We start from the raw sequence: 20,340 nt of genomic DNA on the forward strand, positions 1-20,340 counted from the left end.
GGATGCTGTCGCCCGTCGAGTTCGAACGGCAGCAGGCTTTGATGGCTCAAGGCGTCTAGAAAACGAGGGGCTACTCAGATCGGCCGCTGGAAGGCTGCTATCAAGCTGCCCTCAATCTCAAGCCGGTAGCTGCCGACTATCTTGCCGCCGGCTTGCGTCCGCCAACGCCGCCCAAGCCGCTGAAGCGGGACATGTCGATCGTCTACTGACAGATCGGGAACGGCCGCTTTCCACCATGTCGCGAAGGTCGCGATCGGCAAAGCAGACCCCAGAAGCGGACAGTCGGCAGTCGCTCACATGTCGCCACTCTTGTCGCGGAGCGCTCGCCCGATAGCTGTCGTTCGTTCAGCTTACTCGCTATGTGGTTTACGGATCTTGTGATGACCCCAAGCGAGTAGGGACACATGCAAAGTGGAGTTTGGGTCGTACTAATCTGGCTTGCGCCATGCTTGCCGGTAGCGTTATTCGGCTGGAGGCGAGCTAGCTTAAGGCGAACTCTTGCCGCAGAAGCGTGGACCGTCATTGCCTCGGCCATCACCCTAGTGCTTGTGGGCTTCAGCGCCTTGGGCGACTGTGCCGAAGACGTAATCGGTCCTGTGACGGGCAACCCGTGTCATGCGGCTAAAAGTCAGGCGACGCTGGTTAGCTTGGCGTTCGGATTTGCCATCTTGGTTGCTGGAAATTGGCTGATATTCCGTGGCTCCCGTAAGTAGGCGTCGGCTTTCTATCGTAAGCAGACCGTCCGCTTACCGGGCTTCACCGCTGAAAGCAGTCGGGCCGCTCACCGCCCTATCGCAACATTCGCGAGCGGATAGCCGGGCTTCAAAATAGGTCATCGCAACGATAAACCCGCGTTCGAAGTTGGGGAGCGAGGGAAGGGGCGTGAACGTCTGGTTGTGTGTCAGCCAAGACTTAGCTCAGGAAGGCTTAGCCTATCGCTCTGCGGTCTGCGCCGCGACATGGTGTGGATCGTCGCCAAGGACATTGTTACCCATGCCGCCGCCTCCAGCCCCGCCGCCGCCCATACCACCACCGCCGCCGCCGCTCCGGCCAGCATCGTCTTTGCGGCTACCACCTCTGCCGCCGCCGGACGACGCCGGACGCGCGGGTCCTTGCATAGCGATGGTTAGGTCGGCCGGGATCGGGTCGAGATCAAGCGCATCGCGCACGAACGCACGCAGCGACACAACCAACTCATGCGTGTGGACTGGGTGGCCTGCAACCAGCTCGCGAACCGCCCTGTCCGCGAGCCGGACATGCTCCTCCGTACCGAGCAAGATGATATCGGACAGCGCGGCCTCGACCGCGTCGCGGATCCGGCGCGTGCGGTCCGACCGTGCCGCGCCTTCCGCACTAAGGTCCAGCGCAGCCATCGGCTCCTCTGCGACGACGCCCTGCTCCCGCCGCCGCAAATCGCGCCGGTGGGCCGGATCGACGGTTAGGTCCCCCGTGAACGAGCCGCCAAGGACCTTGTAGGCAGCGATAAGCGTCTTCAGGCGCTCATTGATCTGCCGGTTCATCCGTTCACGCCGCTGCTGGAACGTCATTTGGGTGAGCAGACGGATGCCAACCCCCAAGAGCGTAACGAGCGTCAGTCCGAGGATGGTGGCGAGCAGGCTCTGCCAAGAAGTGAAATCCAGACCGCGCAAGTGCATCCCCCTAGCACCGCATTCTGGACCTTCGTCGTCTAGATGGAAAGCCCGTGGAACGTGCACCCGTTATATCTGGCGCACGTAACACAGGGCGAGGCGGGTGCCCGTGACCCGGTAGATAATTTCACGAATGACAGGAAGTATTACGTCAGATGAGAGGCTATATTATTGAACGTCGCTGACAGGCTTGTGCCAACCTGTTGCATTGCGGCAATTGCCGATACTGCGATGAGAGCGGCAATAAGGCCGTATTCAATGGCTGTAGCGCCACGGCGATCTCTGAGAAACCTTAGCATATTTCCGCCCCTTTTGTTCTAATGTCCCGCACAGCCTAATAATATGATTGGCAATAAAAGTTATTAATCGGTGCGGTGTTTTATGTACAAGGGGCGAGCGCATCGTGTATTAAATGTATAATTATAATATTCTGAAATATTCCAGCTTCCACAAAGCCGATACACTTTCAGCGCCCGGGAAGCATCTGACATTACTGGAAAGTCATCGTGTCGCGGTCCTGGTGATCTGACGTTTGAGCACCGTGGTTTCAGCTGAATTTGGCCTTGCCTCCTCACGAGAAAGCCGCGTCGTTTGCCAATATCGTCCTGCCGTGGATCAATGGTTGGAACGATCCGCAGCCCCTGTCCGCTAGCTACCCACGGGAGAATGGGCATGCTGACAACGTTGCGTCCTGAAGTTCTGAGGGTTTCCGCGAGCGACGGGAACGTCCTCGTCGGTGCCCCGGGTCTCGCCGTCACGCTTGATATCGAAGCGGCGTCATTTCTTTCAGACGAACTACTCGCGGGGTGTACCGCTGCTCGCCGCCAACAGCGTGCGTCGATCGCCCAGGGATCCTTTTTGGACGAGTCCTCACCAAGGTGAGCGACATGGCGATGATGTACCGGCGCCGCGGTGGTTCCCCCCGCGCGCGAGTGCCTGGGCTACCCGTCGGGCAACTGACCAATAGGCAGGTTTGGCTTACCGCTAGCACGATCCTCGCGGTGCATAGTTCGTTGACCGGGGAATATCTCTGCGACGATCTGGGAGAGGCGATTGGACCCGAAATAGGGTTCGAGAATCTACGTCGGATTGCCTCCGCCATCGACACGATCATGATGGTCGAACCGCTTATGCCTCGGTGTTAAACAACAAACTTGCCGGATCGTGTCGTTCATTAACGCTTCAAAGCTAGGCCAGGCTCGGGAAGGGAAGCCGTGGGGTGATCGATTATCAAAGCTATCTGATCGATCTTGCCTTGACGGTTCTCCGGGAAGTGGCCGAGGCGCCGGCAGCGGACCAAAAACCTTCAAGCGGAACGAGGCTGGCCCTTCGGGTTCTTCGTCCCCATTGCCCTGACCAGTGGCCGCTTACGCAATTCTGGAGCGGCATAAACGCAACGGACGACATGGTCCGCCCGCGGATCGTCACAGCCTCGTTGAACGGCATAATCCATCAGCTCGCGGCATCAGGGGCTTGGCCGATGAATCGGCAGGCGTAGGCGCCATTGCCGTTGCCCAGATCCACGTTAAGTTAGTTGATGCCGACAATGAAGGTCATCGAACTCGTCCGCCGAGATAGCTTGCCCGATCGGGTCGCCCACGCATAGACCTGAGGATGATGACGATGTTCCTGCGTCTCGATCTGATCAGGTTTTTGAACGATCGCAGTTTGCTGGAGGCGTGTCGTCAGGCTGACGGCGAGGCGGGGAGTTTCGTCAGGGAAGCGCTGGCCGCTGAAATCAAACGGCGGAACCTCGACACATGATGACTGACCGGGACGTCTGGCTGAAGGCAATGGCGGTCGTCCAGGCGCATGGCACGATGGAGGGAGCGCCCGTCATGGACACTCTGGTCCACGTGTTGGGAGATGATCCCCACCGGGATGACTGAGCGCGGGTCGCCGCAGCAGTCGATGTCATCAACTAGAGCCAGCCTTAGTGAGATAACGCGCCAGCCGTGGCAAACGTATCGTTAATGGTTCGGAATTAGGCGAGGCCCCGAAAGGAGCCACCATGGTTCAGTTGCTTAACTCGCTCCGAAGGAATGTCCGCGGCGCGACCGCCATCGAGTACGGTCTGATCGCAGCCCTCATCGCCGTTGCTGCGATTGCTGCGATGCAGGGTCTGGGCGGAAGTTTGAATAAGACGTTCAATAACGTATCGAGCAAGATGAGTAGCCGAGTGGGCTGAACGCCAGCCAGCGCGTCCGTTAGCGCAGCCATCCTTGGCGATAAACGACGCTGGGTAGTTCCGCCCAAACCGCGGCGTTCAGGCTGGCGATCCAGGCTCCCGGTAACGGCCATTCGCCAAGCGCGAGCTGTCCCGTTTCTGCGTCTCCAACAGGCCATTTTGGGAAAGGCCAATTCGGGGCAGATTTCGGGCGGGAGGTTGACCCGCATGGCGGTCTGCGTGATCCCAGGGGTGACTGTCCCACTCTGGGTACGTCTTTGGGAAGGCCTCTGCAGTCACCCCGCCCACATCACGTGTCTGGTTGCGCCCCTCGCAGATCGGCATCGATCAGGGCCGCGACGTCGGTGACCGGAAGGCCCTGCCGATCGTTGAACGTGCCTGCCTTCGGCTAGGACACACCGCGACCGATGGCGAAGGCGGCGCGGTACTTGCGCATCATGTTTTTCGGATCGTTCGCCAGTTCTTCCATCAGGAAAGGCACGGTCCAAACCGACCGCTTGAAGGCCCGGCCCAGTTCCGCCTCCAATTTGTCCGCGACCTCGCCATATGTGACGGTGTCACCGGCCAGGAAGACGATCTCGTTGCGGATCGTCGGCTCGAAGAACACGATCTCGGCAGTCAGCAAACCGATGTCATCCGGCGTCGTCAGCGTCACAGCGGTATCGAGACTGCCGAGCGCGTGAACTTCGCTCTTCTCCAGATCGACGACACCAAAGTCCGGCTCGAATAGGTAGCTCATGAACATGCCCGTGGAGATGATGACCCACTCGGTCTTGTCCTGCGAGCGCAGCAACTCGCGCACGTCGAGCTGCGCATCGAAGATGTCCTGCGGCCCGCCGCGACCGATCGCCTCGAAGTCGACGCCGAACTGCCACGGGAAATAGCGCGGGATACCGGATTGTAGCGCCGCCTTGGCGAGCTTCATCGGCGTGTTGATCCCGGCTGCGTAGCCTGCACAGCCGATCACGGTATCGTAATCCGAGAAGAGCGATGCCAGCTCATCGATCGTGTCGTTCACCAGGTCGCCGAGCACGATCTCGATCCCCGCCTCGCGGATCTCGGCGATGTCACGCTGCTTGGAGGGATCGCCCGACTCGACGGCACCTTCGCGGAGAAGGACGCTGATCGTGGCACAGTCGATGCCCTTGGCGCGACGCGCCAGATTGCGGAGCACGGGCATGCCAAGCTCGCCGGCACCCAGGACGAGGATATTGCGTGATTTCACGTTGGAGACTGCATCGTTCATCGGCTAACTCGTTTCGCCTTGGATGCCGGTGATCTGGCAAGCCAGGGGCAAGCGTGAAAGATGGGCACATGCGTGATACTGCCGTTCAATCGCTAAGCGAGGAGGACATCCTCCGATATTCGCAAACGGTTTGCGACGGCCTGCGGGACGATGACGACGGGGTTCGCCGTGAGGTGTTGGCCCATGCCGGCAACCGCTGGTCGCTTGGTGTCATCCATACGCTCGGCGTGTACGGCCAGCTTCGCCATGCGGAAATCGGCCGACGGATGCACGGTATCACGCAGCGGATGCTGACGCGCACGCTGCGCCATCTGGAGCGCGATGGATTGGTGGTGCGTCACGACTTCGAAGAGGTCGTTCCCCATGTAGAATATGCTCTGTCCAAAACCGGACTGAAGCTACTGGTGATGATGGTTCCGCTTTGGACGTGGATCGTCGAGAACGTCGACGGCTTTCGCACATCACGGGAGATGTTTGATCGGGAACATGCGGGAGAAGAGCGCTGAAGGCGAGATCGGCATAGAGGCTCAGCGTTCCGGAAATACCATCGTGTTCGGAAAATGCGGCGTCCCGCTATGTCTGCGATCGAAATAAACCTCATTCTAGATGACGTTCTTAGCTACGCTCCCTTCAGCGGCTCGCGCCTCCATTTGGCAGCAAGCATCGCCTGCAACAGATCGACGTAGCTCCAACCCTTGGCGCGGGCAGCGATCGCCGAGAGGCAATCCTGATCTTCGCGCCCCGGGCGGCCCGGCCCCGTCATGTTGGGCTTCATGTTGAGGTCGAACAATTTGAACAGACCATCACGATCGGCCCGGCAATCGATCCGGATCGCGGTGCGCGCGTCGACCAGCGCGGCTGCCGAGACGCAGCTGTCGATCATTGCCATGATGGCTGGTTCGAGCAGCCGCTCGGAAGCGATTGCGACGCTGTTGGCGGTCACCGGAACGTCGCCGTTATACGGTGCTACTCCGGCGCGCTGATCGAAGCGGTAGACGGGTGGCAACGCCCAGTGCGTCGGTGCACGCGAACCGTCCGGGCGCGGGGACGCGGGCGGCATGAGGGTGACCGTCATCTCGTCACCGCCGAGAAACTCCTCCACCATCAGCACGTCGCCGAAGGTGGCTGCCTTGATCAACGCAGTCGCGGCATCGCGCAGAGCGCCGAGGCTCTCCACCAGGGTCACACCCTGACTGCCACGTCCGCGCACCGGTTTGACGATCATCGGAAAGGACATGCCGCGAGACGCGCACGCGTGCTCGACATCGGCCAGTGCACAGACGTTCTCCTTCGCGGTGCAGGAAAGCAGAAACGATTGCGCTACCGGCAGGCCAGCGTCGGTCAGAAGATGGTTGGTCTCGAACTTGTCGTCGAACGCCTGCATCGCCGAGGGAAGCTGCCCGACAATGTCGAAGTCGACCATTGCCGTCTCGAGCGGATGTCCTTCGAACAGGACCGTGTTCGCCCACAGGACCGATGCGCCGGCTGCGCCTGCGCTACGGATACCCTCGGCCGTGTCCGGGAAGACCCAGTCGAGTGCCCTGGCAGGGTCTGGCGAGGAGGTGGGCGTGACCACATTCACCCCAGCCGTTCGCAAGGCAAAAGCAATGTCTGCGCCGCCATCTGAATATCCGCCCGGTTTTGCGTCCTTTCGCAGTCCGTCGATCAACGGTGGTGGAAGCGCTTGGTAGAGAAGGGCAACCGGCGCTGTCTTCATGAATCATCTCCTGCGCGCCGCGCCTTAGCTCGAAGCGGCGCGCGCATGAAAGGGGCATCGATTGCGGTCATGCGGCGGTGGCCCCATACGCATGGGCCTGATCCTGACGGTGGCGGCATTTGCGCTGGAGCAGCCTGATGGATCGGACCGGCTAACACGCGGCAATCCGCTCGACGATGGTCTTGATCGCATCGCGGTCGAGGGGCGCGCGATCGATCGAATTGTGAATGCCGATACCCTCGATCAGCGCGTCGAGCGCGCGCGCGGTGAGCGGGTCGAAGAAGCGCCCCAGGGACTCTCTGCTGCTGTCCATCCAGCGCTGCATGACCGCGCCGACCGGCGGGTGCCGGGCCGCGAAGGCGTAGAGTTCGTAGCTCAACAACAGGGTGCGGGGTTCCGCCCAGACCTGGTTCGCGATGATGTCGACGACCGCCGAACACGCCGCTGCCCTGTCGGTCGCAGCGTCCAGACGGGCGCGGAAGGCCGCGGAGGATTCGGCGGCGAGTTGCAGGAAGGCTGCCGTCAGCAAGTCCTCCAGCGTCGCGAAATAATAGGTGACCGAACCGAGCGGCACGTGCGCCTCCTCGGCGATGCGGCGATGAGTCGTCGCCGCGGTTCCGTGATCGGCAATGACCGCCAGTGTCGCATCGATGATGCGTTGCCGCCGTGCCGGATCGTTGCGCCGGGTCTGTTGGGTCATCGCCTCTTTACCTCAATCCCGGCATGTGTACATATGTACACAACATCGAGGGTAATTGGAAGGCAGCGGCTATGACAGAGGATCGGGTGAACCGGCGGGCGGTGATCGGTGGTGCCGCAGCGCTTGCGATCGCGGGAAATGCCGGCGTCGCGACCGCGCAGGGCCCGGCTATCTCGGCGCTTGGGCGCCGTGACGGTCGCTGGCTGAATGCGCCGAAGGCCTGGAAGACCGCCCCCGGCGGAGACCTGACGCTCGTCACCGACAAGGGCAGCGATTTCTGGCGCGAGACGCATTACGGCTTCACCCGGGACAGCGGTCATTTCCTCGGCTTCGCCGCGCCTGCCGCGTTCACCGCCCAATTGCGCATTCGCGGCCAGTATCAGAAACTCTACGATCAGGCCGGCATCATGGTGCGGGTCGACGAACGGCACTGGGTCAAGGCGGGGATCGAATTGTCCGACGGGCGCGCGATGCTGAGCAGCGTGCTGACCGACGGAAAGTCCGACTGGGCAACCGGCCCCTACGAGCATGACGCGCAGGATTTCTGGATGCGCGCGACGGTCGCCAAGGGCGTCCTGCGGTTGCAGGTGTCAGCGGACGGCAAGACGTGGCCCCTGGTCAGGCTGGCACCCTTTCCGATCGCCCCCGCCTATCAGGTTGGACCGATGGCCTGCACGCCCGAGCGGGCCGGACTGGACGTGCATTTCTCCGACCTGACCATCACAGCCCCGTTCGGCAAGGATCTCCACGACCTGAGTTGATCGCGATGACGCAGAAGGAGCGGATGCTGGCGGGCCAGCTCTACGTCGCCGACGATCCGGAACTCGTCGCGGATGCGGCGCGCGCCGCTGGGTGGCTCGACCGCTATAATCGCGCATCGACAGCTACCGTGGCTGAGCGTCATGCGCTGCTGGTGGAAGGGCTTGGCCACGCGGGGCGCGGTGCGACGATCCGAGCGCCGTTTCACTGTGACTATGGCTATAACATTCATCTGGGCGAAGGCGTGTTTCTCAATTTCGGCTGCACGGTGCTAGACGTAGTGCCGGTGCGGATCGGTGCAGGCGCGATCCAGCCGGTGTCGATCACGGTCATCGGCGACCTCTACGCGACGCACGAGCGCGGCAAGGCTCAGGGCTGGCTAGCGAGCGTGTGGGGCGTCTCGTCGGTGATTGGGCCGCTGGGGGGCGGGCTCATCATCCAGCATCTCAGCTGGGCGTGGATTTTCTAGATCAATGTGCCGATCGGGCTGGCTGCGGCGGCCGGTTTCTACCTGTTCCTGCGCGAAACCGTGGCGACGCACGAGCGCAGCGTCGACGCCGTCGGCGCGGGCTTGTTCACAGTCGCGATCGCGGCGCTGATGGTGGCGCTCACCGAAGCCGGGCCGGATGGCGGCGGCATCGCCGCAATCGCTGCGCTGATCTGCATCGCCGCCGCAGCGCTGTTCGTGGTGCAGGAGCGGCGCGCGCGTGATCCGATGATCGCGTTTGCGCTCTGGGCACGCCGCACGATCGCCGCGACCAACGCGGTGACTTTGTTCAGCGGCATGGCGGTCATCGGGCTCACGACCTTCCTGCCGATGTACGTCCAGGCGGTAATGGGGCGTTCGCCGCTCGAGGCGGGGTTCATGCTCACTGCCATGGTGCTTGGCTGGCCGATCGCGGCGACGCTCGGCGCGCGCAATTTCGGGCGTTTTGGCCTGCGACCGATCCTGATCCTCGGCGCAGCCTTGCTGCCGGTGGGCGCGATACCGTTTGTGCTGCTGTCTCCGCTGAGCTCGCCGCTCGTGGCGGGGTTCGGGTCCTTGGTGATGGGGTTCGGGATGGGGTTCCTAAGCACGGCCGCGATCGTGCTGATCCAGGGCAGCGTCGGCTGGGCAGAGCGTGGGGCCGCGACGGCCTCCAATCTGTTTGCCCGCAATTTGGGCAGCACACTCGGGGCGGCGGTGCTCGGCACCGTGCTCAACGCCAGCCTCGCCCGCGGACACGCCGGTTCGCTGCAACAGGTCCAGCACCTGCTCGCGGGGAAGGGGGCGGCGGCAGGCGCACTAGCAAGCCGGGCAGGGCTGGCGCACGGTCTGCACCTGACGTTCTGGGGCGTCCTGCTGATCGCCGGCGTGACACTGACGCTCTCGGTGTTCGTCCCGCAGGCACCGCAGGAGCATGGTGCGTCAACCTGGACCGATGTCCGATCGTGGGTCGCAGAAGGCGCGGCGTGACCGTCTGCCGGTGGGGCACCTCGGCTATCCCCTCGTATACGCCGAACGCAAGATGGTCTGCGCTGGGGTGAAAGCAACATCCGGATAGCGGTGGTTGTCGAGCGGGGAACAGCCTTCCCTCTCCGCGCTGCCCCAATGCAGGACCCGGCGGGTCCGCGGCAGCACAATCGGCGCCTGCCCCGCAAGCAGGTCGGCGAACGCACCGTTGAGGATTGAAGTTGCGCGGATCGGCGCGGCATCGATCCGCGCCATGAACGCGCGCCGCAGATCGAGATTGCGGTTGCGCCCCGGCGTCGTCCTGGTGAAGTCGAGCGCATAGTCGGACGCGATGACGCGCGGCACCCCGGCGGCGAACGCTGCGTCGACCAACCGGGTCTGCAGCCCGAGCACGACCTCCGCCAGTCCGTTGACCGCCGACACCACAAACGCTGCCCCAGCTCACGCGGCTGTGAGGCATGCCGGCTCGGCGAAATCGACCGCGACGACTGTGACGCCGGGCGGGAGCGTATCGTGCCGCGCTCCCTTCCGCACCAACGCGTTGTCTATCGCGCCGTGGCCGACCAGCGCGTGCGCGATCCGGTCAGGACGATGGGCGCCGTGGCGTCGGTCAAACCGCAACTTCGCCTTCGTCGGTGCCATCCCAGTAATGCACCCGCACCGCGTTGACCTCGATCATCACGAGGCCCGGCGTATCAACGCCTTGTGGAAACCAGCGCTCGAGATCGGGCGTCCAGTGTTCGGCAAACGCCTGTTTGTCGCGCACGATCTTGCCTGCGCCCTCGACCGCGACGAACAACGGCGGCTTGCCCAGCAGCCCGCTGCGTCCCTGGAACGACAGGGCGACATGTGGATCGTTCAGGATGTCGGAAACGGTGCGCGCATCGTCATAGCTGAAGTAGTAGCTATCGCCTTGCCACTCGACTTCGCCATTGTTGCTCATCGGCCGGGTCGCGAGCTGGCCGCCTTCGGTCCGCGTCGTCAGCATCGCAAAGTCGATCTTGCCCATCGCCTTGGCGAGATCCTGCAAAGTCATGTCGGTCATCAGGTCTTCCCTTCGGGTTGCGAAACGTGTGCCCAAGCGGACAACGTCAGAACTCCCGGATCGAGCCGGCGTAGCTCACGTCGACGACGAAGCTTTCGCATGCGGTCCATTCGAACATCGGCGGGGAAACCCTCGGGCAGGGGGCCGCTCGTTTATCCCATTGCGGGTCTCTACCGTCATCGAGAAAACGAGCAGAGTCAGAAAGCCTGACGAGTTGACGGGATTCGTCCGCACCGATATCCGATAGCGCTACCAAAAGCGGGCGGCGGTCGATGCCGAATGCCCCGGGGAGAGAGATTGTGATCGATCGCGTAATGCCCGTTCGCCTGGCACTTGCCTGTCTGCTGGGGACGGCTGCGACCGGAACGCTCGTCGCGCAGACCCGCGTCGACCGTCCGACATCGGCCCAGCGCATGCCGTACAAAGATCCCTCGCAGCCAGTCGCCGCGCGCGTCGAAGACCTGCTGCGACGCATGACGCTGGAGGAGAAGGTCGCCCAGATGATCGGCATCTGGGAAAAGAAGAGCGATATTCAGGACGCGAAAGGCGATTTTTCGTCGCAGAAGGCTTCGCGCGCCTTCCCGAACGGCCTGGGCCAGATCACACGTCCATCGGACAAGCGCGGCGTGACCGTCAGCAACAACGCCGCCGGCGTTGCCGCCGATGCGGTGAACCGCACCGCTCGGGAAACCGCCGAGTATGTCAACGCGGCGCAACGCTGGGCGGTCGAGCAGACCCGGCTGGGCATTCCGATGATCATGCATGAGGAAGCATTGCACGGCTATGTCGCGCGCGGCGCCACGAGCTTTCCACAGGCGATCGCGCTGGCATCGTCGTGGGACCCTTCACTGGTCGAGCGCGTGTTCGGCGTCGCCGCCCGCGAAATGCGCGCCCGCGGTGCCAATCTCGCGCTCGCCCCTGTCGTCGACGTCGCCCGCGATCCCCGCTGGGGCCGGATCGAGGAAACCTATGGCGAGGACCCTGTGCTGGTCAGCGAAATGGGCTTGGCCGCCATTCGAGGGTTTCAGGGTACGACCCTGCCGTTGCAGCCCAATAAGGTCATGGTCACGTTGAAGCACATGACCGGCCATGGTCAGCCCGAAAACGGCACCAATGTCGGCCCGGCGAATATTTCCGAACGGACGTTGCGCGAAAACTTCTTCCCGCCGTTCGAACGTGCCGTGAAGGAATTGCCGGTTCAGGCGGTGATGGCATCCTACAACGAGATCGATGGCATCCCGAGCCATGCCAACAAATGGCTGCTCGAAGACGTTCTGCGCCGCGAATGGGGGTATAAGGGATCGGTGGTCAGCGACTATTTCGCGATCAAGGAACTCAACACGCGTCACAAGCTGTACGGCACCGACATGGCCGCCGCCGGCCGTCGCGCGCTCGACGCCGGGGTCGATATGGAACTGCCCGATGCCGAGGGCTGGGCGACTTTGGCGCAGATGGTCAAATCCGGAAAGGTGCCGCAGGAACAGGTCGACAATGCGGTTCGCCGTATCCTGACCATGAAGTTCCAGATGGGGCTGTTTGAAAACCCGTACGCCAACGCCCGCACGGCCGAAGCCAGCACCGCGACGCCCGACGCGATAGCATTGGCTCGCGAGGCCGCCGTCCGCTCAATGGTGCTGCTCAAAAACCAGAACAACCTCCTGCCGCTCGACCCGGGCAAGGTCGGCAAGATGCTCGTCGTCGGCACCCACGCCCGCGACACCCCCATCGGCGGCTATTCGGACGTGCCCAAGCATGTCGTCAGCGTGCTGGAGGGCATGCAGCAGGCGGCACAGGGGCGCTTTTCGGTCGATTATGCCGAGGGCGTTCGCCTGACCCGCAGTCGTCAATGGGCCGCCGACAAGGTCGAACTCGTCTCGCCGGCGGAGAACGCCCCGCTGATGGAGGAAGCCGTGCGCAAGGCAGCGCAGGCGGATACGATCCTGCTGGTGCTGGGTCAGAACGAACAGCTGAGCCGCGAGGCCTGGGCCGACCAGCATCTGGGCGACCGACAGAAGCTCGACCTGATCGGCGAGCAAAACGCGCTGGCCAGCCGTCTCTTCGCGACCGGCAAGCCAGTGGTGGTCGTGTTGCTGAACGGCGGTCCGCTCGCCGCGACGTATCTGGAGGCGAACGCGCCTGCGATCGTCGAGGGTTGGTATCTGGGTCAGGAAACCGGCAACGCCGTCGCCGATGTCGTGCTCGGCCGCGCAAATCCCGGCGGCAAGCTGCCCGTGTCTATCCCGCGCAGTGAGAGCCAGCTGCCGATCTTCTACAATCACAAGCCAACCGCACGGCGCGGCTATCTATTCGAAAGTACTTCTCCGCTCTACCCGTTTGGCTACGGCCTGTCCTACACCAGTTTCGACGTCGGTGCGCCGCGGCTCACCAAATCGACGATCGGTCGCGATGAAACGGTGCGGGTCTCGGTTGACGTTGCCAATACCGGCCGTCGCGCCGGGGACGAAGTGGTCCAGCTCTATGTCCGCGACGACCAAGCGACGGTCACCCGGCCGGTGCTCGAACTGAAGCACTTTCAGCGCGTGACGTTGCAGCCGGGCGAGAAGCGGACGATGACGTTCGACCTGAAACCCGCCGATCTGGCCTTCTGGAACGCCGAGATTCATCGCGTCGTCGAACCGGGCACGTTCACCATCAGCGCGGGAAACAGCTCAACCGCGTTGAAGACAACTTCGCTGACAGTTCGCTGATTGCAAGGGTGAGACAAATCCGGCCGTGCGGCGCCTGAGTAGATGTAGTCGCTTCAGCTTCCCGCGCGCGGCGGATAGGCGATCATGCCTTCACAGACGCTGCCGCCGCGATCCGGCATTGTCACTCCAGACGTGCTCAACGTTCCCCGCCGCGCCAGCACGGCGCAACTGTTCGCGACAGTCGCGCTGGCAGCTCGCGATCTCGCTATGAGCACCAGCGCAAAGCCGGCGTCGATCGGGCTTGCGTGAAAGCTGCGCTGAACCGGAACGAAACTTACCCCGGAGTCGGCGCGTTTCGGCGGTACCGGAGCAGTTTGCTTCGCGGCTATCCGCTCAGCGAGGACATTATCATGGGCCTGTTTTCCAAAGACATCGTGACGTTCGACGACCTGTTCCTGCATCAGCTGCAGGACGTGTATTACGCGGAAAACCAGATCACCAAGGCGTTGCCCAAGATGGTCGACAAGGCAACGGCGCCAGCGCTGAAGCAGGGTTTCGAAACACATCTGCGTGAAACCGAAGGGCAGATCACGCGGCTCGAGCGCATCTTCGATCTGCTCGGCGAGAAGGCGAAGGCGGTGACCTGCCCGGCGATCGACGGCATCATCAAGGAAGCCAACGAAGTTGCCGGCGAAATCCAGGACAAGGCCGTTCTCGATGCCGCGCTCATCGCCTCGGCACAGGCGGTCGAGCATTACGAGATCACCCGGTACGGGACGCTGATCGCCTGGGCCAACCAACTTGGCCGCGCGGATATCGCCGCGATCCTCAAAGAAACGCTCGATGAGGAATATGCGACCGACGACAAGCTGACCGCGATGGCAACGTCCAGCGTGAACCTCAAGGCGGAAGCGGTCACCGCATAAACGATACGGCGTCGGGGGGCGATGCCCCCCGACCATTGCCAGCATCCATCAAAGAAACGCCCGCTGCAGCCTGCGGTTGTTTGGCCAAAGACACGGCGCGCCGGAATCGGAGCATGAAGGCGTCAGCTGACGGCATGAACGCTGCGGCATTTGCCAGCGGAACGACGCGCGCCATCGCACACGAGCGGCCTTACCGAACGCCGAACCCCGTGGAACTGTGCTCCCCGTCGTCCGTGCGCTCGCGACCGGCAAGGACGTTCTCCAGTTCGGACAGCGAATGCGGCACGTCGATGTGCTGCGCTCCCAGATACAGTCGCGATCCCTCGGCCTCGGGGACCGCATGAGTCAGCTTGTCGATGTCGACGAGCGCCTTGCCTGCAGGTAGCATTTCGATCTGAACGAACCGCATCGTGATCTCCCGTCTTGTCCCGATCATCACGAACGCACGGCAGTGACGAACGGCTGCGCCCGAAAGCGGCGTCGCGCGTTGAACAGGCGAGGAGATGACCATGATCGACGATCCGAAGACCGACGACGCGACCCCGGCCGATGAGGCAGAGGAGATGGAAAAGGTACAGGAAGACGCTGCGAAGGAGCGGGAGGAAAACGGCGGCTACCAATAGGCGATACGAACGGCGGCAATCATTCACCGGCGACGGGATTGCCGTCAATTTCTCCCACGAGGAAGATCAACCGTGATCTGGCTTGAGGACCGGGCGCTTGGTCTGCCGGCGGGTTAGGACTTCGACAACCCAGCCGTTTCCGGATCCGTCGTCTGAATAACTTTTGTGGGTGCCTCGTAGCGGAGCGTCCACCGAGGGTAGCCTTCCGGGGAAACCTCAATGTCGGGCACCCCGACGGGATCGGATCCAGTCTCTACCCAGCCCGCGCCGTGACACCGGTCGCAAGCAGTGCGCTTGGAGCGAAAGCTGACGACATCAATCTCGGTATTCCATTGGCCTCTGCCTTGGCAGACGGGGCACATGGCATCCAGGCTACCTCTGCGAGGCTGCAGAGGGACGATGTCGAAAGCGTGCGGGCTGTGCGGGCCGTCGCAATACACGATGTTACTGGCGTGACTCATCTTTGCCTCTTCGGTGTGAACCATAGCGAACGCAAGGTCGCACGCCGTCGACGCTATCGTGCACGCACCGTCGGCACCTGCGCTATGTCCGTCGTCCAGCACGGCGACCGCATCTCCGACCGCATCTTCCATTCACGTTTGAACCCCTGCGATGCCGTCACTGCGCTCCACGTGCCGAATCTGCCGTTGATCGCATCGAGCGCGCCCATCAGCCGATCTCGCTTCGCCGTGTCAGCTTCGAACAGCGTGCGCGGCCGATCATCTTCGGGCAGCAGGTCGTCGAGCATGATGCCGGCCTTCGTGTAGGCATAGCCATCCCGCCACGCCTTCTCCGCGCCGCGCCTGGCGGCCGCGATCAATTCGAAGCTATCGTTCGTCATCGGATGAAGTGTCACCATCCTTGAAGCGCCGTATTGCGGGCGATCCGGCCTGTGCTTGTTGGTGTGGAAGAACGCCGTCAGCCGGGCAGCGACCAATCCGTGCGATCGCAGCTTCTCGCCAGCGCGGAGTGCGTATTGCGACAGCGCACCCATCATCCGTTCGAAGTCGCAGATAGGCGTCCCGAACGATCGGGTCACCGCCATGCCTTTTCGTCGCGGTTCGACTGCCTCAACCGCGTTGGACGGAACGCCGCGGAGTTCCGCGACCAGTCGCTCCAGGACGACCGTGCCGACGGCGCGTGCCTGCTTCATAGGCATGTCGCGCAGTTCGCCCGCGGTATGGATGCCAAGACCGATAAGCTTGCGTGCCGTGGCACCGCCAACGCCCCACACGTCCCCGACCGCAAAAACCTGCATCACATCGCGGCGCGTGCCCTCTTCGCGAAGATCCGCGACGCCAGCGAATCTCGGGTCCTTCTTGGCCGCGGCGTTGGCCAGCTTGGCCAGCGTCTTCGTCTCCGCGATGCCGACGCAGGTGGGGATCGTCGTCCACTGCTGAACCTGGGCACGCATCTTGTGAGCATGTGCGACGAGATCACGGTTATCAAACCCCGCCAGGTCAAGGAATGTTTCGTCGATCGAATAGATCTCGAAATCCCGTGCGAACGGCGCGCAGGCGGCGATCACCCGGCGCTGCATATCACCGTAGAGCGCATAATTTGACGAGCGGACCTGAATGCCGTGTCGCCGGACCATGTCACGCAGGTGGTGGATCGGATCGCCCATCTTGATCCCGAGCGCCTTTGCCTCGGCGGATCGGGCAATCGCGCAGCCGTCGTTGTTCGAAAGGACGATGACCGGGACGCCGACCAGGCTGGCGTCAAAAGCACGTTCGCAGGATACGTAGTAGTTGTTGCAGTCGATCAGGGCGATTGGCGTGGTCATGCCATCTTGCGTGCGACGCCGACGACGGTGCCCCATATCTCCACATGCTCGTCGACCAGGATGTCAGCGAATCCGTCGGCTTCAGGCACCAGCCAGTGACGGCCGTCGACGAAGCGCAGGCGCTTCAACGTCCTGTCGCCGTGCACGAGTGCGACGACGATTGCCCCGGCCCTTGGCTGCTTGGCGCGGTTCACGACGATCAGATCGCCGTCATTGATCCCGGCGCCGGACATGGATCGACCATCCACCCGCATGATGTAGCTCGCTGCCGGATGCTCGACCAACCACGCGCCGAGATCGATCGGCTCCTGCATGTCGTCCTGCGCAGGCGACGGAAAGCCGGCCTGCGTATGCACCAGGAAAAACGGCACCTCGCACGGCACGAGCGCGAACGGGACATCGTGAAGTCGCACCGGATCGTCACGTCGGTTCAGTGGTACAACGACCGGCCGGCCTTGGGGGATTGCGGACATAGCCTAGAGGATCGCCACGAAAAGAAGCTGCTCGTGCCGGGCAGCCAGAACTGACCGCGCGTCCTGCGCTGCACCGACGGCCTGCCGGTACTCCGCGGTGGCGAACCGCTCGGCGTCATCAAAGCTGAACGTTGCGGTGTCCGCCGAGGCATATATGTTGTCGTAGACGGCGCGCGCAGCCGCTCTCAGCCGCAGATCGTGCTGCATGTCATTGCTCCCATCACTGTCGGTCCGCCCGTCGGGGCGTGGCCATAGCTACGCGCACTGCCGCCTGATTCGCAAGAACATTGCAAGAACATCAGTCTGATGCGATGGCAGTCTGACGATTCGGAGGACGCGAAATTGACCGACACTGACGAACCCTCGCTGGCGTTTGGCCAGTGGCTGATGACACAGAAAGATCGATCTGACCTTGTCGGACAGCTTGCGGCCGGCGCTGCGGTCGATCGCCGGTTTCCTCGGACCGGCGACCCGGAAGCCGTCCGCAAGCATCTCAGCGCGATGCAGGCGGAAGGCGACATGTTTGCCGCGGTCGACGATGCCGAGTCCGACTGGCTGTCCGCTTGATCGTGTAATCCTTACAAGGAGGGGGCGACTTGCAATACCGATCGTTCGCATCGTGCCACGGAGTCTCCAACACCTTGGCCGGCCCGCTTCGCGCTTGTTCCCCTTGTCGCTGAGGCGGGCCGTTAGACAGCCTTGGGCGGAACGGTTCTTTTGACTGGATGCGACGATCGCATCGGGCACGGTCTGCGTGCTGCCCTCGTTCTCCGGAAGGACGTGTTGTTGCTCCACGCGTTGCCCGAGCAACCGCCCGTCTAATCCGCAAATATCGTCGATATGCACTGTTCGGGTTCTCGCGGCAGCCGCTGCGAGCCCGGCAATTCGTTGAACACGACCGCCCATGCTCGCCATACGAGAATTCCGCGTTCATATCCGGGTGCACGCTGGCTCAGGGGCTTTCGGAAGTAGGCTTGTTAAGCGCTTACGTAACGAGAAGTGATCGTTACCTCCGCTGGCCGCTACTCGAGGGTTAGAAATGTTCGATCGCTTTACCGTCCTGTTGCAATATGCGCTGCCCAAGCAACGCCTGACGCTAGTGGCTGGTCGTATCGCCCGGGCGCGCGGCGGTGCTATGACCACGCGACTGATCCGCTGGTTCGTCGCACGATACGGCGTCGATATGAGCGAAGCCGAAAATCCCGACATCGCCAGCTACGCGAGCTTCAATGACTTTTTCTCGCGGCCTCTCAGGAAGGGAATTCGCCCACTGGCACATGCGGATTTCGTCTGCCCCGTAGATGGCGCGATCAGCCAAGTTGGCGCGATCGACGATCATCACATCGTGCAGGCCAAGGGACATCGGTTTACCACGACCGAACTGATCGGTGGAGACGGAACGTTAGCAGCGAAGTTCCGTCATGGCAGTTTTGCAAATCTTTATCTGTCTCCACGTGACTATCACCGTCTCCATATGCCGTGCGCGGGCAGATTGATAAGCATGCGCTACATCCCGGGCAGTCTGTTTTCGGTGAATCCCGTCACAGCGCAAGGCGTGCCGAATCTGTTTGCACGAAATGAGCGCCTCGTTTGCGTATTCGAGAGTTCGGAACACGGTACATTCGTCATGGTGCTGGTCGGAGCCACCATCGTCGGAAGCATGGCTACTGTATGGCACGGGGTCGTTAATTCCAGGCGTACCGGGACGCCGACGGAATGGCGCTATATCGACAAGAAGATTGCTTTCGAACAGGGTGAAGAGATGGGGCGCTTCCTGCTCGGCTCAACGATTGTGATGCTATTCCAGGAGGCGACGCTCACCTTCAATGAAAGCTGGATACCAGCGCGGCAGGTCCAGCTTGGCGAAAGCATGGGCGATCGCCTGATTTGAACCTTCAGGCTGGGCAAGCGCATTCGTCCACGTAATCAATTTGCACCGAAATGAGCGACTGGCGGGTGTTCGTAAGTGCTCGCACGATCTTCGATGCTGCCGCTGACCGACGGAGGGTCTGCGTAGTCGCAGCTCGTTTGACGCGGGCTCAAACGCAATATGGCGCAGCGCATTATCCTGCTATCGCAGCAGGATGACGATATCGCATCCTGCCCCCACCGATGCCCGTGTCGAGGAGCGCGCCGCGGTCGACGCCGCCACCTTTGCCGCCGAGATCGCGGTGCGCGACGCGCCGATCGTGTTGCGCGGTCAGGTTGCGCACTGGGCAAGCGTCCGCGCCGCGGCGGGTGGCGATCGCGCGACGGCGGCGTATCTGACCGGGCTTGGCGATGGCGGCAAGCCGATGGAGGTGCTGATCGGCGGCCCCGAGTTCGGCGGCAAGTTCTTCTATCGCGGGGATAACCTGGAGGGGTTCAACTTCCACCGTGAGAAGGCGCCGCTTGGCGTGTTGCTGAGCGAATTGCTGCGCTTGTCGGGTGTTCCCGAAGCCGAACGGCATGTCCTCTACGCGAACGCGGCAACCGCGCCCGAGCATCTGCCGGGATGGGCGGCGGCAAATCCGCTCGACCTGCCGATGGGCGGGGCGACGCCACGGTTGTGGATCGGCAACGGATCGCAGACCGCGACGCATTATGACGGGTCGACCAATCTTGCCTGCGTAGTCGCGGGCGAGCGGCGGTTCACGCTGTTTCCCCCCGATCAGGTCGGCAATCTCTATTTGGGGCCGCTCGACCGGACGCTGGCAGGCCCGCCTTCGAGCATGGTCGATCCGCTCGCGCCCGATCTCGAGCGGTATCCGCGCTATGCCGAGGCGCTCGGTCATGCGGTGGTCGCCGATCTGGGGCCGGGCGATGCGATCTTCATCCCTGCGATCTGGTGGCACCATGTCCAGGCGTTCGGGACGCTGAACGTGCTGTGCAACTATTGGCGCGCCTATGATTCGAGCGTGTCGGCGTTCCATGCGGTGGTGCACGCGATGATGGCGGTGCGCGACCTGCCCGCGGCGGAGAAGGCGGGGTGGCGCGCGTGGTTCGAGCATTATGTCTTCGCCGACGAGGCGACAGCGGCGGGCGATCATTTGCCCGCGCCCGCGCGCGGCGTGCTCGGGCCGGCTAGCCAGGACCGGACCGAGCGGATTCGCGGCTATCTGCTGAAATCGCTCCAGCGCCGTTGAGC

Annotated in this window: 22 protein-coding genes; 11 read left to right on the forward strand and 11 right to left on the reverse strand. The window is 62.7% G+C overall.

Features of this window, described 5'->3' with window-relative positions; translation table 11 throughout:
• Positions 1-932 precede the first annotated feature (932 nt).
• A complete protein-coding gene (locus tag AC0CH3_RS14665) occupies positions 933-1,655 on the reverse strand; it encodes a hypothetical protein (protein WP_056024927.1) in 723 nt (240 codons plus the stop codon).
• A 140-nt stretch (positions 1,656-1,795) separates the two neighbouring features.
• Entirely contained in the window at positions 1,796-1,948 is a 153-nt protein-coding gene (locus AC0CH3_RS14670) for a Flp family type IVb pilin (protein ID WP_082446264.1), read from the reverse strand.
• A gap of 1,324 nt (positions 1,949-3,272) precedes the next feature.
• Here AC0CH3_RS14670 and AC0CH3_RS14675 point away from each other — a divergent pair.
• Both AC0CH3_RS14675 and AC0CH3_RS14680 read left to right on the forward strand, forming a co-directional pair.
• On the forward strand, positions 3,273-3,413 hold the full coding sequence (locus AC0CH3_RS14675) for a hypothetical protein (RefSeq protein ID WP_156350655.1): 141 nt from the start codon (positions 3,273-3,275) through the stop codon (positions 3,411-3,413).
• Between the two features lie 247 nt (positions 3,414-3,660).
• Positions 3,661-3,837: a Flp family type IVb pilin gene (locus AC0CH3_RS14680; protein WP_082446265.1), complete on the forward strand. Its 177-nt coding sequence runs from the start codon at positions 3,661-3,663 to the stop codon at positions 3,835-3,837.
• Between the two features lie 388 nt (positions 3,838-4,225).
• On the opposite strand, the gene AC0CH3_RS14685 is transcribed toward AC0CH3_RS14680, so the two are convergent.
• The gene (locus AC0CH3_RS14685; protein ID WP_235532440.1) at positions 4,226-5,083 is read right to left on the reverse strand and encodes an aromatic alcohol reductase; all 858 of its coding nucleotides are present in this window, start codon (positions 5,081-5,083) and stop codon (positions 4,226-4,228) included.
• A 68-nt stretch (positions 5,084-5,151) separates the two neighbouring features.
• Here AC0CH3_RS14685 and AC0CH3_RS14690 point away from each other — a divergent pair, with 68 nt between their 5' ends.
• The gene (locus tag AC0CH3_RS14690; protein WP_056024931.1) at positions 5,152-5,589 is read left to right on the forward strand and encodes a winged helix-turn-helix transcriptional regulator; all 438 of its coding nucleotides are present in this window, start codon (positions 5,152-5,154) and stop codon (positions 5,587-5,589) included.
• 113 nt (positions 5,590-5,702) lie between these two features.
• On the opposite strand, the gene AC0CH3_RS14695 is transcribed toward AC0CH3_RS14690, so the two are convergent.
• Both AC0CH3_RS14695 and AC0CH3_RS14700 read right to left on the reverse strand, forming a co-directional pair.
• Entirely contained in the window at positions 5,703-6,800 is a 1,098-nt protein-coding gene (locus AC0CH3_RS14695) for a D-alanine--D-alanine ligase family protein (protein WP_056024934.1), read from the reverse strand.
• Between the two features lie 151 nt (positions 6,801-6,951).
• Positions 6,952-7,500, reverse strand: coding sequence for a TetR/AcrR family transcriptional regulator (locus AC0CH3_RS14700; protein WP_056024937.1), 549 nt, complete (start codon positions 7,498-7,500; stop codon positions 6,952-6,954).
• 71 nt (positions 7,501-7,571) lie between these two features.
• On the opposite strand from AC0CH3_RS14700, the gene AC0CH3_RS14705 reads away from it, so the two are divergent.
• From AC0CH3_RS14705 to AC0CH3_RS14715, 3 genes are read left to right on the forward strand one after another with little or no spacing between them, the layout of a single operon-like run.
• Entirely contained in the window at positions 7,572-8,261 is a 690-nt protein-coding gene (locus tag AC0CH3_RS14705; RefSeq protein WP_056024940.1) for a DUF1349 domain-containing protein, read from the forward strand.
• Between the two features lie 5 nt (positions 8,262-8,266).
• Positions 8,267-8,728, forward strand: a complete 462-nt coding sequence (locus AC0CH3_RS14710) for an MFS transporter (protein WP_465238036.1) — start codon at positions 8,267-8,269, stop codon at positions 8,726-8,728.
• A gap of 6 nt (positions 8,729-8,734) precedes the next feature.
• Entirely contained in the window at positions 8,735-9,715 is a 981-nt protein-coding gene (locus tag AC0CH3_RS14715; protein ID WP_200916381.1) for an MFS transporter, read from the forward strand.
• A gap of 24 nt (positions 9,716-9,739) precedes the next feature.
• Here AC0CH3_RS14715 and AC0CH3_RS14720 read toward each other — a convergent pair whose 3' ends face one another.
• Together AC0CH3_RS14720 and AC0CH3_RS14725 are read right to left on the reverse strand one after the other, a co-directional pair.
• Positions 9,740-10,105, reverse strand: a complete 366-nt coding sequence (locus AC0CH3_RS14720) for a Rossmann-fold NAD(P)-binding domain-containing protein (protein WP_156350656.1) — start codon at positions 10,103-10,105, stop codon at positions 9,740-9,742.
• A gap of 217 nt (positions 10,106-10,322) precedes the next feature.
• Positions 10,323-10,757, reverse strand: a complete 435-nt coding sequence (locus AC0CH3_RS14725) for a pyridoxamine 5'-phosphate oxidase family protein (protein ID WP_056024950.1) — start codon at positions 10,755-10,757, stop codon at positions 10,323-10,325.
• Between the two features lie 272 nt (positions 10,758-11,029).
• On the opposite strand from AC0CH3_RS14725, the gene AC0CH3_RS14730 reads away from it, so the two are divergent.
• Positions 11,030-13,465: a glycoside hydrolase family 3 N-terminal domain-containing protein gene (locus AC0CH3_RS14730; RefSeq protein ID WP_465238023.1), complete on the forward strand. Its 2,436-nt coding sequence runs from the start codon at positions 11,030-11,032 to the stop codon at positions 13,463-13,465.
• A 350-nt stretch (positions 13,466-13,815) separates the two neighbouring features.
• On the forward strand, positions 13,816-14,331 hold the full coding sequence (locus AC0CH3_RS14735) for a YciE/YciF ferroxidase family protein (RefSeq protein WP_056025145.1): 516 nt from the start codon (positions 13,816-13,818) through the stop codon (positions 14,329-14,331).
• 190 nt (positions 14,332-14,521) lie between these two features.
• Here the strand turns inward: AC0CH3_RS14735 and AC0CH3_RS14740 are convergent, their stop codons facing one another.
• The 4 genes from AC0CH3_RS14740 to AC0CH3_RS14755 all read right to left on the reverse strand — a co-directional run bounded on the left by AC0CH3_RS14740 (position 14,522) and on the right by AC0CH3_RS14755 (position 17,420).
• Complete coding sequence (locus tag AC0CH3_RS14740; protein WP_156350658.1) at positions 14,522-14,740, reverse strand: hypothetical protein; 219 nt, start codon at positions 14,738-14,740, stop codon at positions 14,522-14,524.
• Between the two features lie 728 nt (positions 14,741-15,468).
• The gene (locus AC0CH3_RS14745) at positions 15,469-16,740 is read right to left on the reverse strand and encodes a Y-family DNA polymerase (RefSeq protein ID WP_056024957.1); all 1,272 of its coding nucleotides are present in this window, start codon (positions 16,738-16,740) and stop codon (positions 15,469-15,471) included.
• On the reverse strand, positions 16,737-17,153 hold the full coding sequence (locus tag AC0CH3_RS14750) for a LexA family protein (protein ID WP_056024962.1): 417 nt from the start codon (positions 17,151-17,153) through the stop codon (positions 16,737-16,739). Before AC0CH3_RS14750 ends, AC0CH3_RS14745 begins: the two co-directional genes overlap by 4 nt.
• Before the next feature lie 63 nt (positions 17,154-17,216).
• Entirely contained in the window at positions 17,217-17,420 is a 204-nt protein-coding gene (locus tag AC0CH3_RS14755) for a hypothetical protein (protein ID WP_056024965.1), read from the reverse strand.
• 135 nt (positions 17,421-17,555) lie between these two features.
• On the opposite strand from AC0CH3_RS14755, the gene AC0CH3_RS14760 reads away from it, so the two are divergent.
• The 3 genes from AC0CH3_RS14760 (at position 17,556) to AC0CH3_RS14770 (ending at position 20,338) form a co-directional block, all read left to right on the forward strand.
• Complete coding sequence (locus AC0CH3_RS14760) at positions 17,556-17,780, forward strand: YozE family protein (protein ID WP_235532442.1); 225 nt, start codon at positions 17,556-17,558, stop codon at positions 17,778-17,780.
• Positions 17,781-18,252: 472 nt separating this feature from the next.
• A complete protein-coding gene (gene asd, locus AC0CH3_RS14765; RefSeq protein WP_354304352.1) occupies positions 18,253-19,104 on the forward strand; it encodes an archaetidylserine decarboxylase in 852 nt (283 codons plus the stop codon).
• Positions 19,105-19,297: 193 nt separating this feature from the next.
• Positions 19,298-20,338 (forward strand): cupin-like domain-containing protein, encoded by a 1,041-nt coding sequence (locus AC0CH3_RS14770; RefSeq protein ID WP_056024972.1) that lies wholly within the window; start codon positions 19,298-19,300, stop codon positions 20,336-20,338.
• Positions 20,339-20,340 lie beyond the last annotated feature (2 nt).

It is taken from the genome of Sphingomonas sp. AC449, from assembly GCF_979253475.1.

Coding starts and splice junctions, on each gene's coding strand:
- AC0CH3_RS14700 (WP_056024937.1), bottom strand. CDS start 7,500: ATGACCCAACAGACCCGGCGCAACGATCCGGCACGGCGGCAACGCATC.
- AC0CH3_RS14730 (WP_465238023.1), top strand. CDS start 11,030: ATGCCGAATGCCCCGGGGAGAGAGATTGTGATCGATCGCGTAATGCCC.
- AC0CH3_RS14745 (WP_056024957.1), bottom strand. CDS start 16,740: ATGACCACGCCAATCGCCCTGATCGACTGCAACAACTACTACGTATCC.
- AC0CH3_RS14695 (WP_056024934.1), bottom strand. CDS start 6,800: ATGAAGACAGCGCCGGTTGCCCTTCTCTACCAAGCGCTTCCACCACCG.
- AC0CH3_RS14680 (WP_082446265.1), top strand. CDS start 3,661: ATGGTTCAGTTGCTTAACTCGCTCCGAAGGAATGTCCGCGGCGCGACC.
- AC0CH3_RS14690 (WP_056024931.1), top strand. CDS start 5,152: ATGCGTGATACTGCCGTTCAATCGCTAAGCGAGGAGGACATCCTCCGA.
- AC0CH3_RS14710 (WP_465238036.1), top strand. CDS start 8,267: ATGACGCAGAAGGAGCGGATGCTGGCGGGCCAGCTCTACGTCGCCGAC.
- AC0CH3_RS14665 (WP_056024927.1), bottom strand. CDS start 1,655: ATGCACTTGCGCGGTCTGGATTTCACTTCTTGGCAGAGCCTGCTCGCC.
- AC0CH3_RS14740 (WP_156350658.1), bottom strand. CDS start 14,740: ATGCGGTTCGTTCAGATCGAAATGCTACCTGCAGGCAAGGCGCTCGTC.
- AC0CH3_RS14725 (WP_056024950.1), bottom strand. CDS start 10,757: ATGACCGACATGACTTTGCAGGATCTCGCCAAGGCGATGGGCAAGATC.
- AC0CH3_RS14705 (WP_056024940.1), top strand. CDS start 7,572: ATGACAGAGGATCGGGTGAACCGGCGGGCGGTGATCGGTGGTGCCGCA.
- AC0CH3_RS14755 (WP_056024965.1), bottom strand. CDS start 17,420: ATGCAGCACGATCTGCGGCTGAGAGCGGCTGCGCGCGCCGTCTACGAC.
- asd (WP_354304352.1), top strand. CDS start 18,253: ATGTTCGATCGCTTTACCGTCCTGTTGCAATATGCGCTGCCCAAGCAA.
- AC0CH3_RS14675 (WP_156350655.1), top strand. CDS start 3,273: ATGTTCCTGCGTCTCGATCTGATCAGGTTTTTGAACGATCGCAGTTTG.
- AC0CH3_RS14670 (WP_082446264.1), bottom strand. CDS start 1,948: ATGCTAAGGTTTCTCAGAGATCGCCGTGGCGCTACAGCCATTGAATAC.
- AC0CH3_RS14735 (WP_056025145.1), top strand. CDS start 13,816: ATGGGCCTGTTTTCCAAAGACATCGTGACGTTCGACGACCTGTTCCTG.
- AC0CH3_RS14685 (WP_235532440.1), bottom strand. CDS start 5,083: ATGAACGATGCAGTCTCCAACGTGAAATCACGCAATATCCTCGTCCTG.
- AC0CH3_RS14770 (WP_056024972.1), top strand. CDS start 19,298: ATGACGATATCGCATCCTGCCCCCACCGATGCCCGTGTCGAGGAGCGC.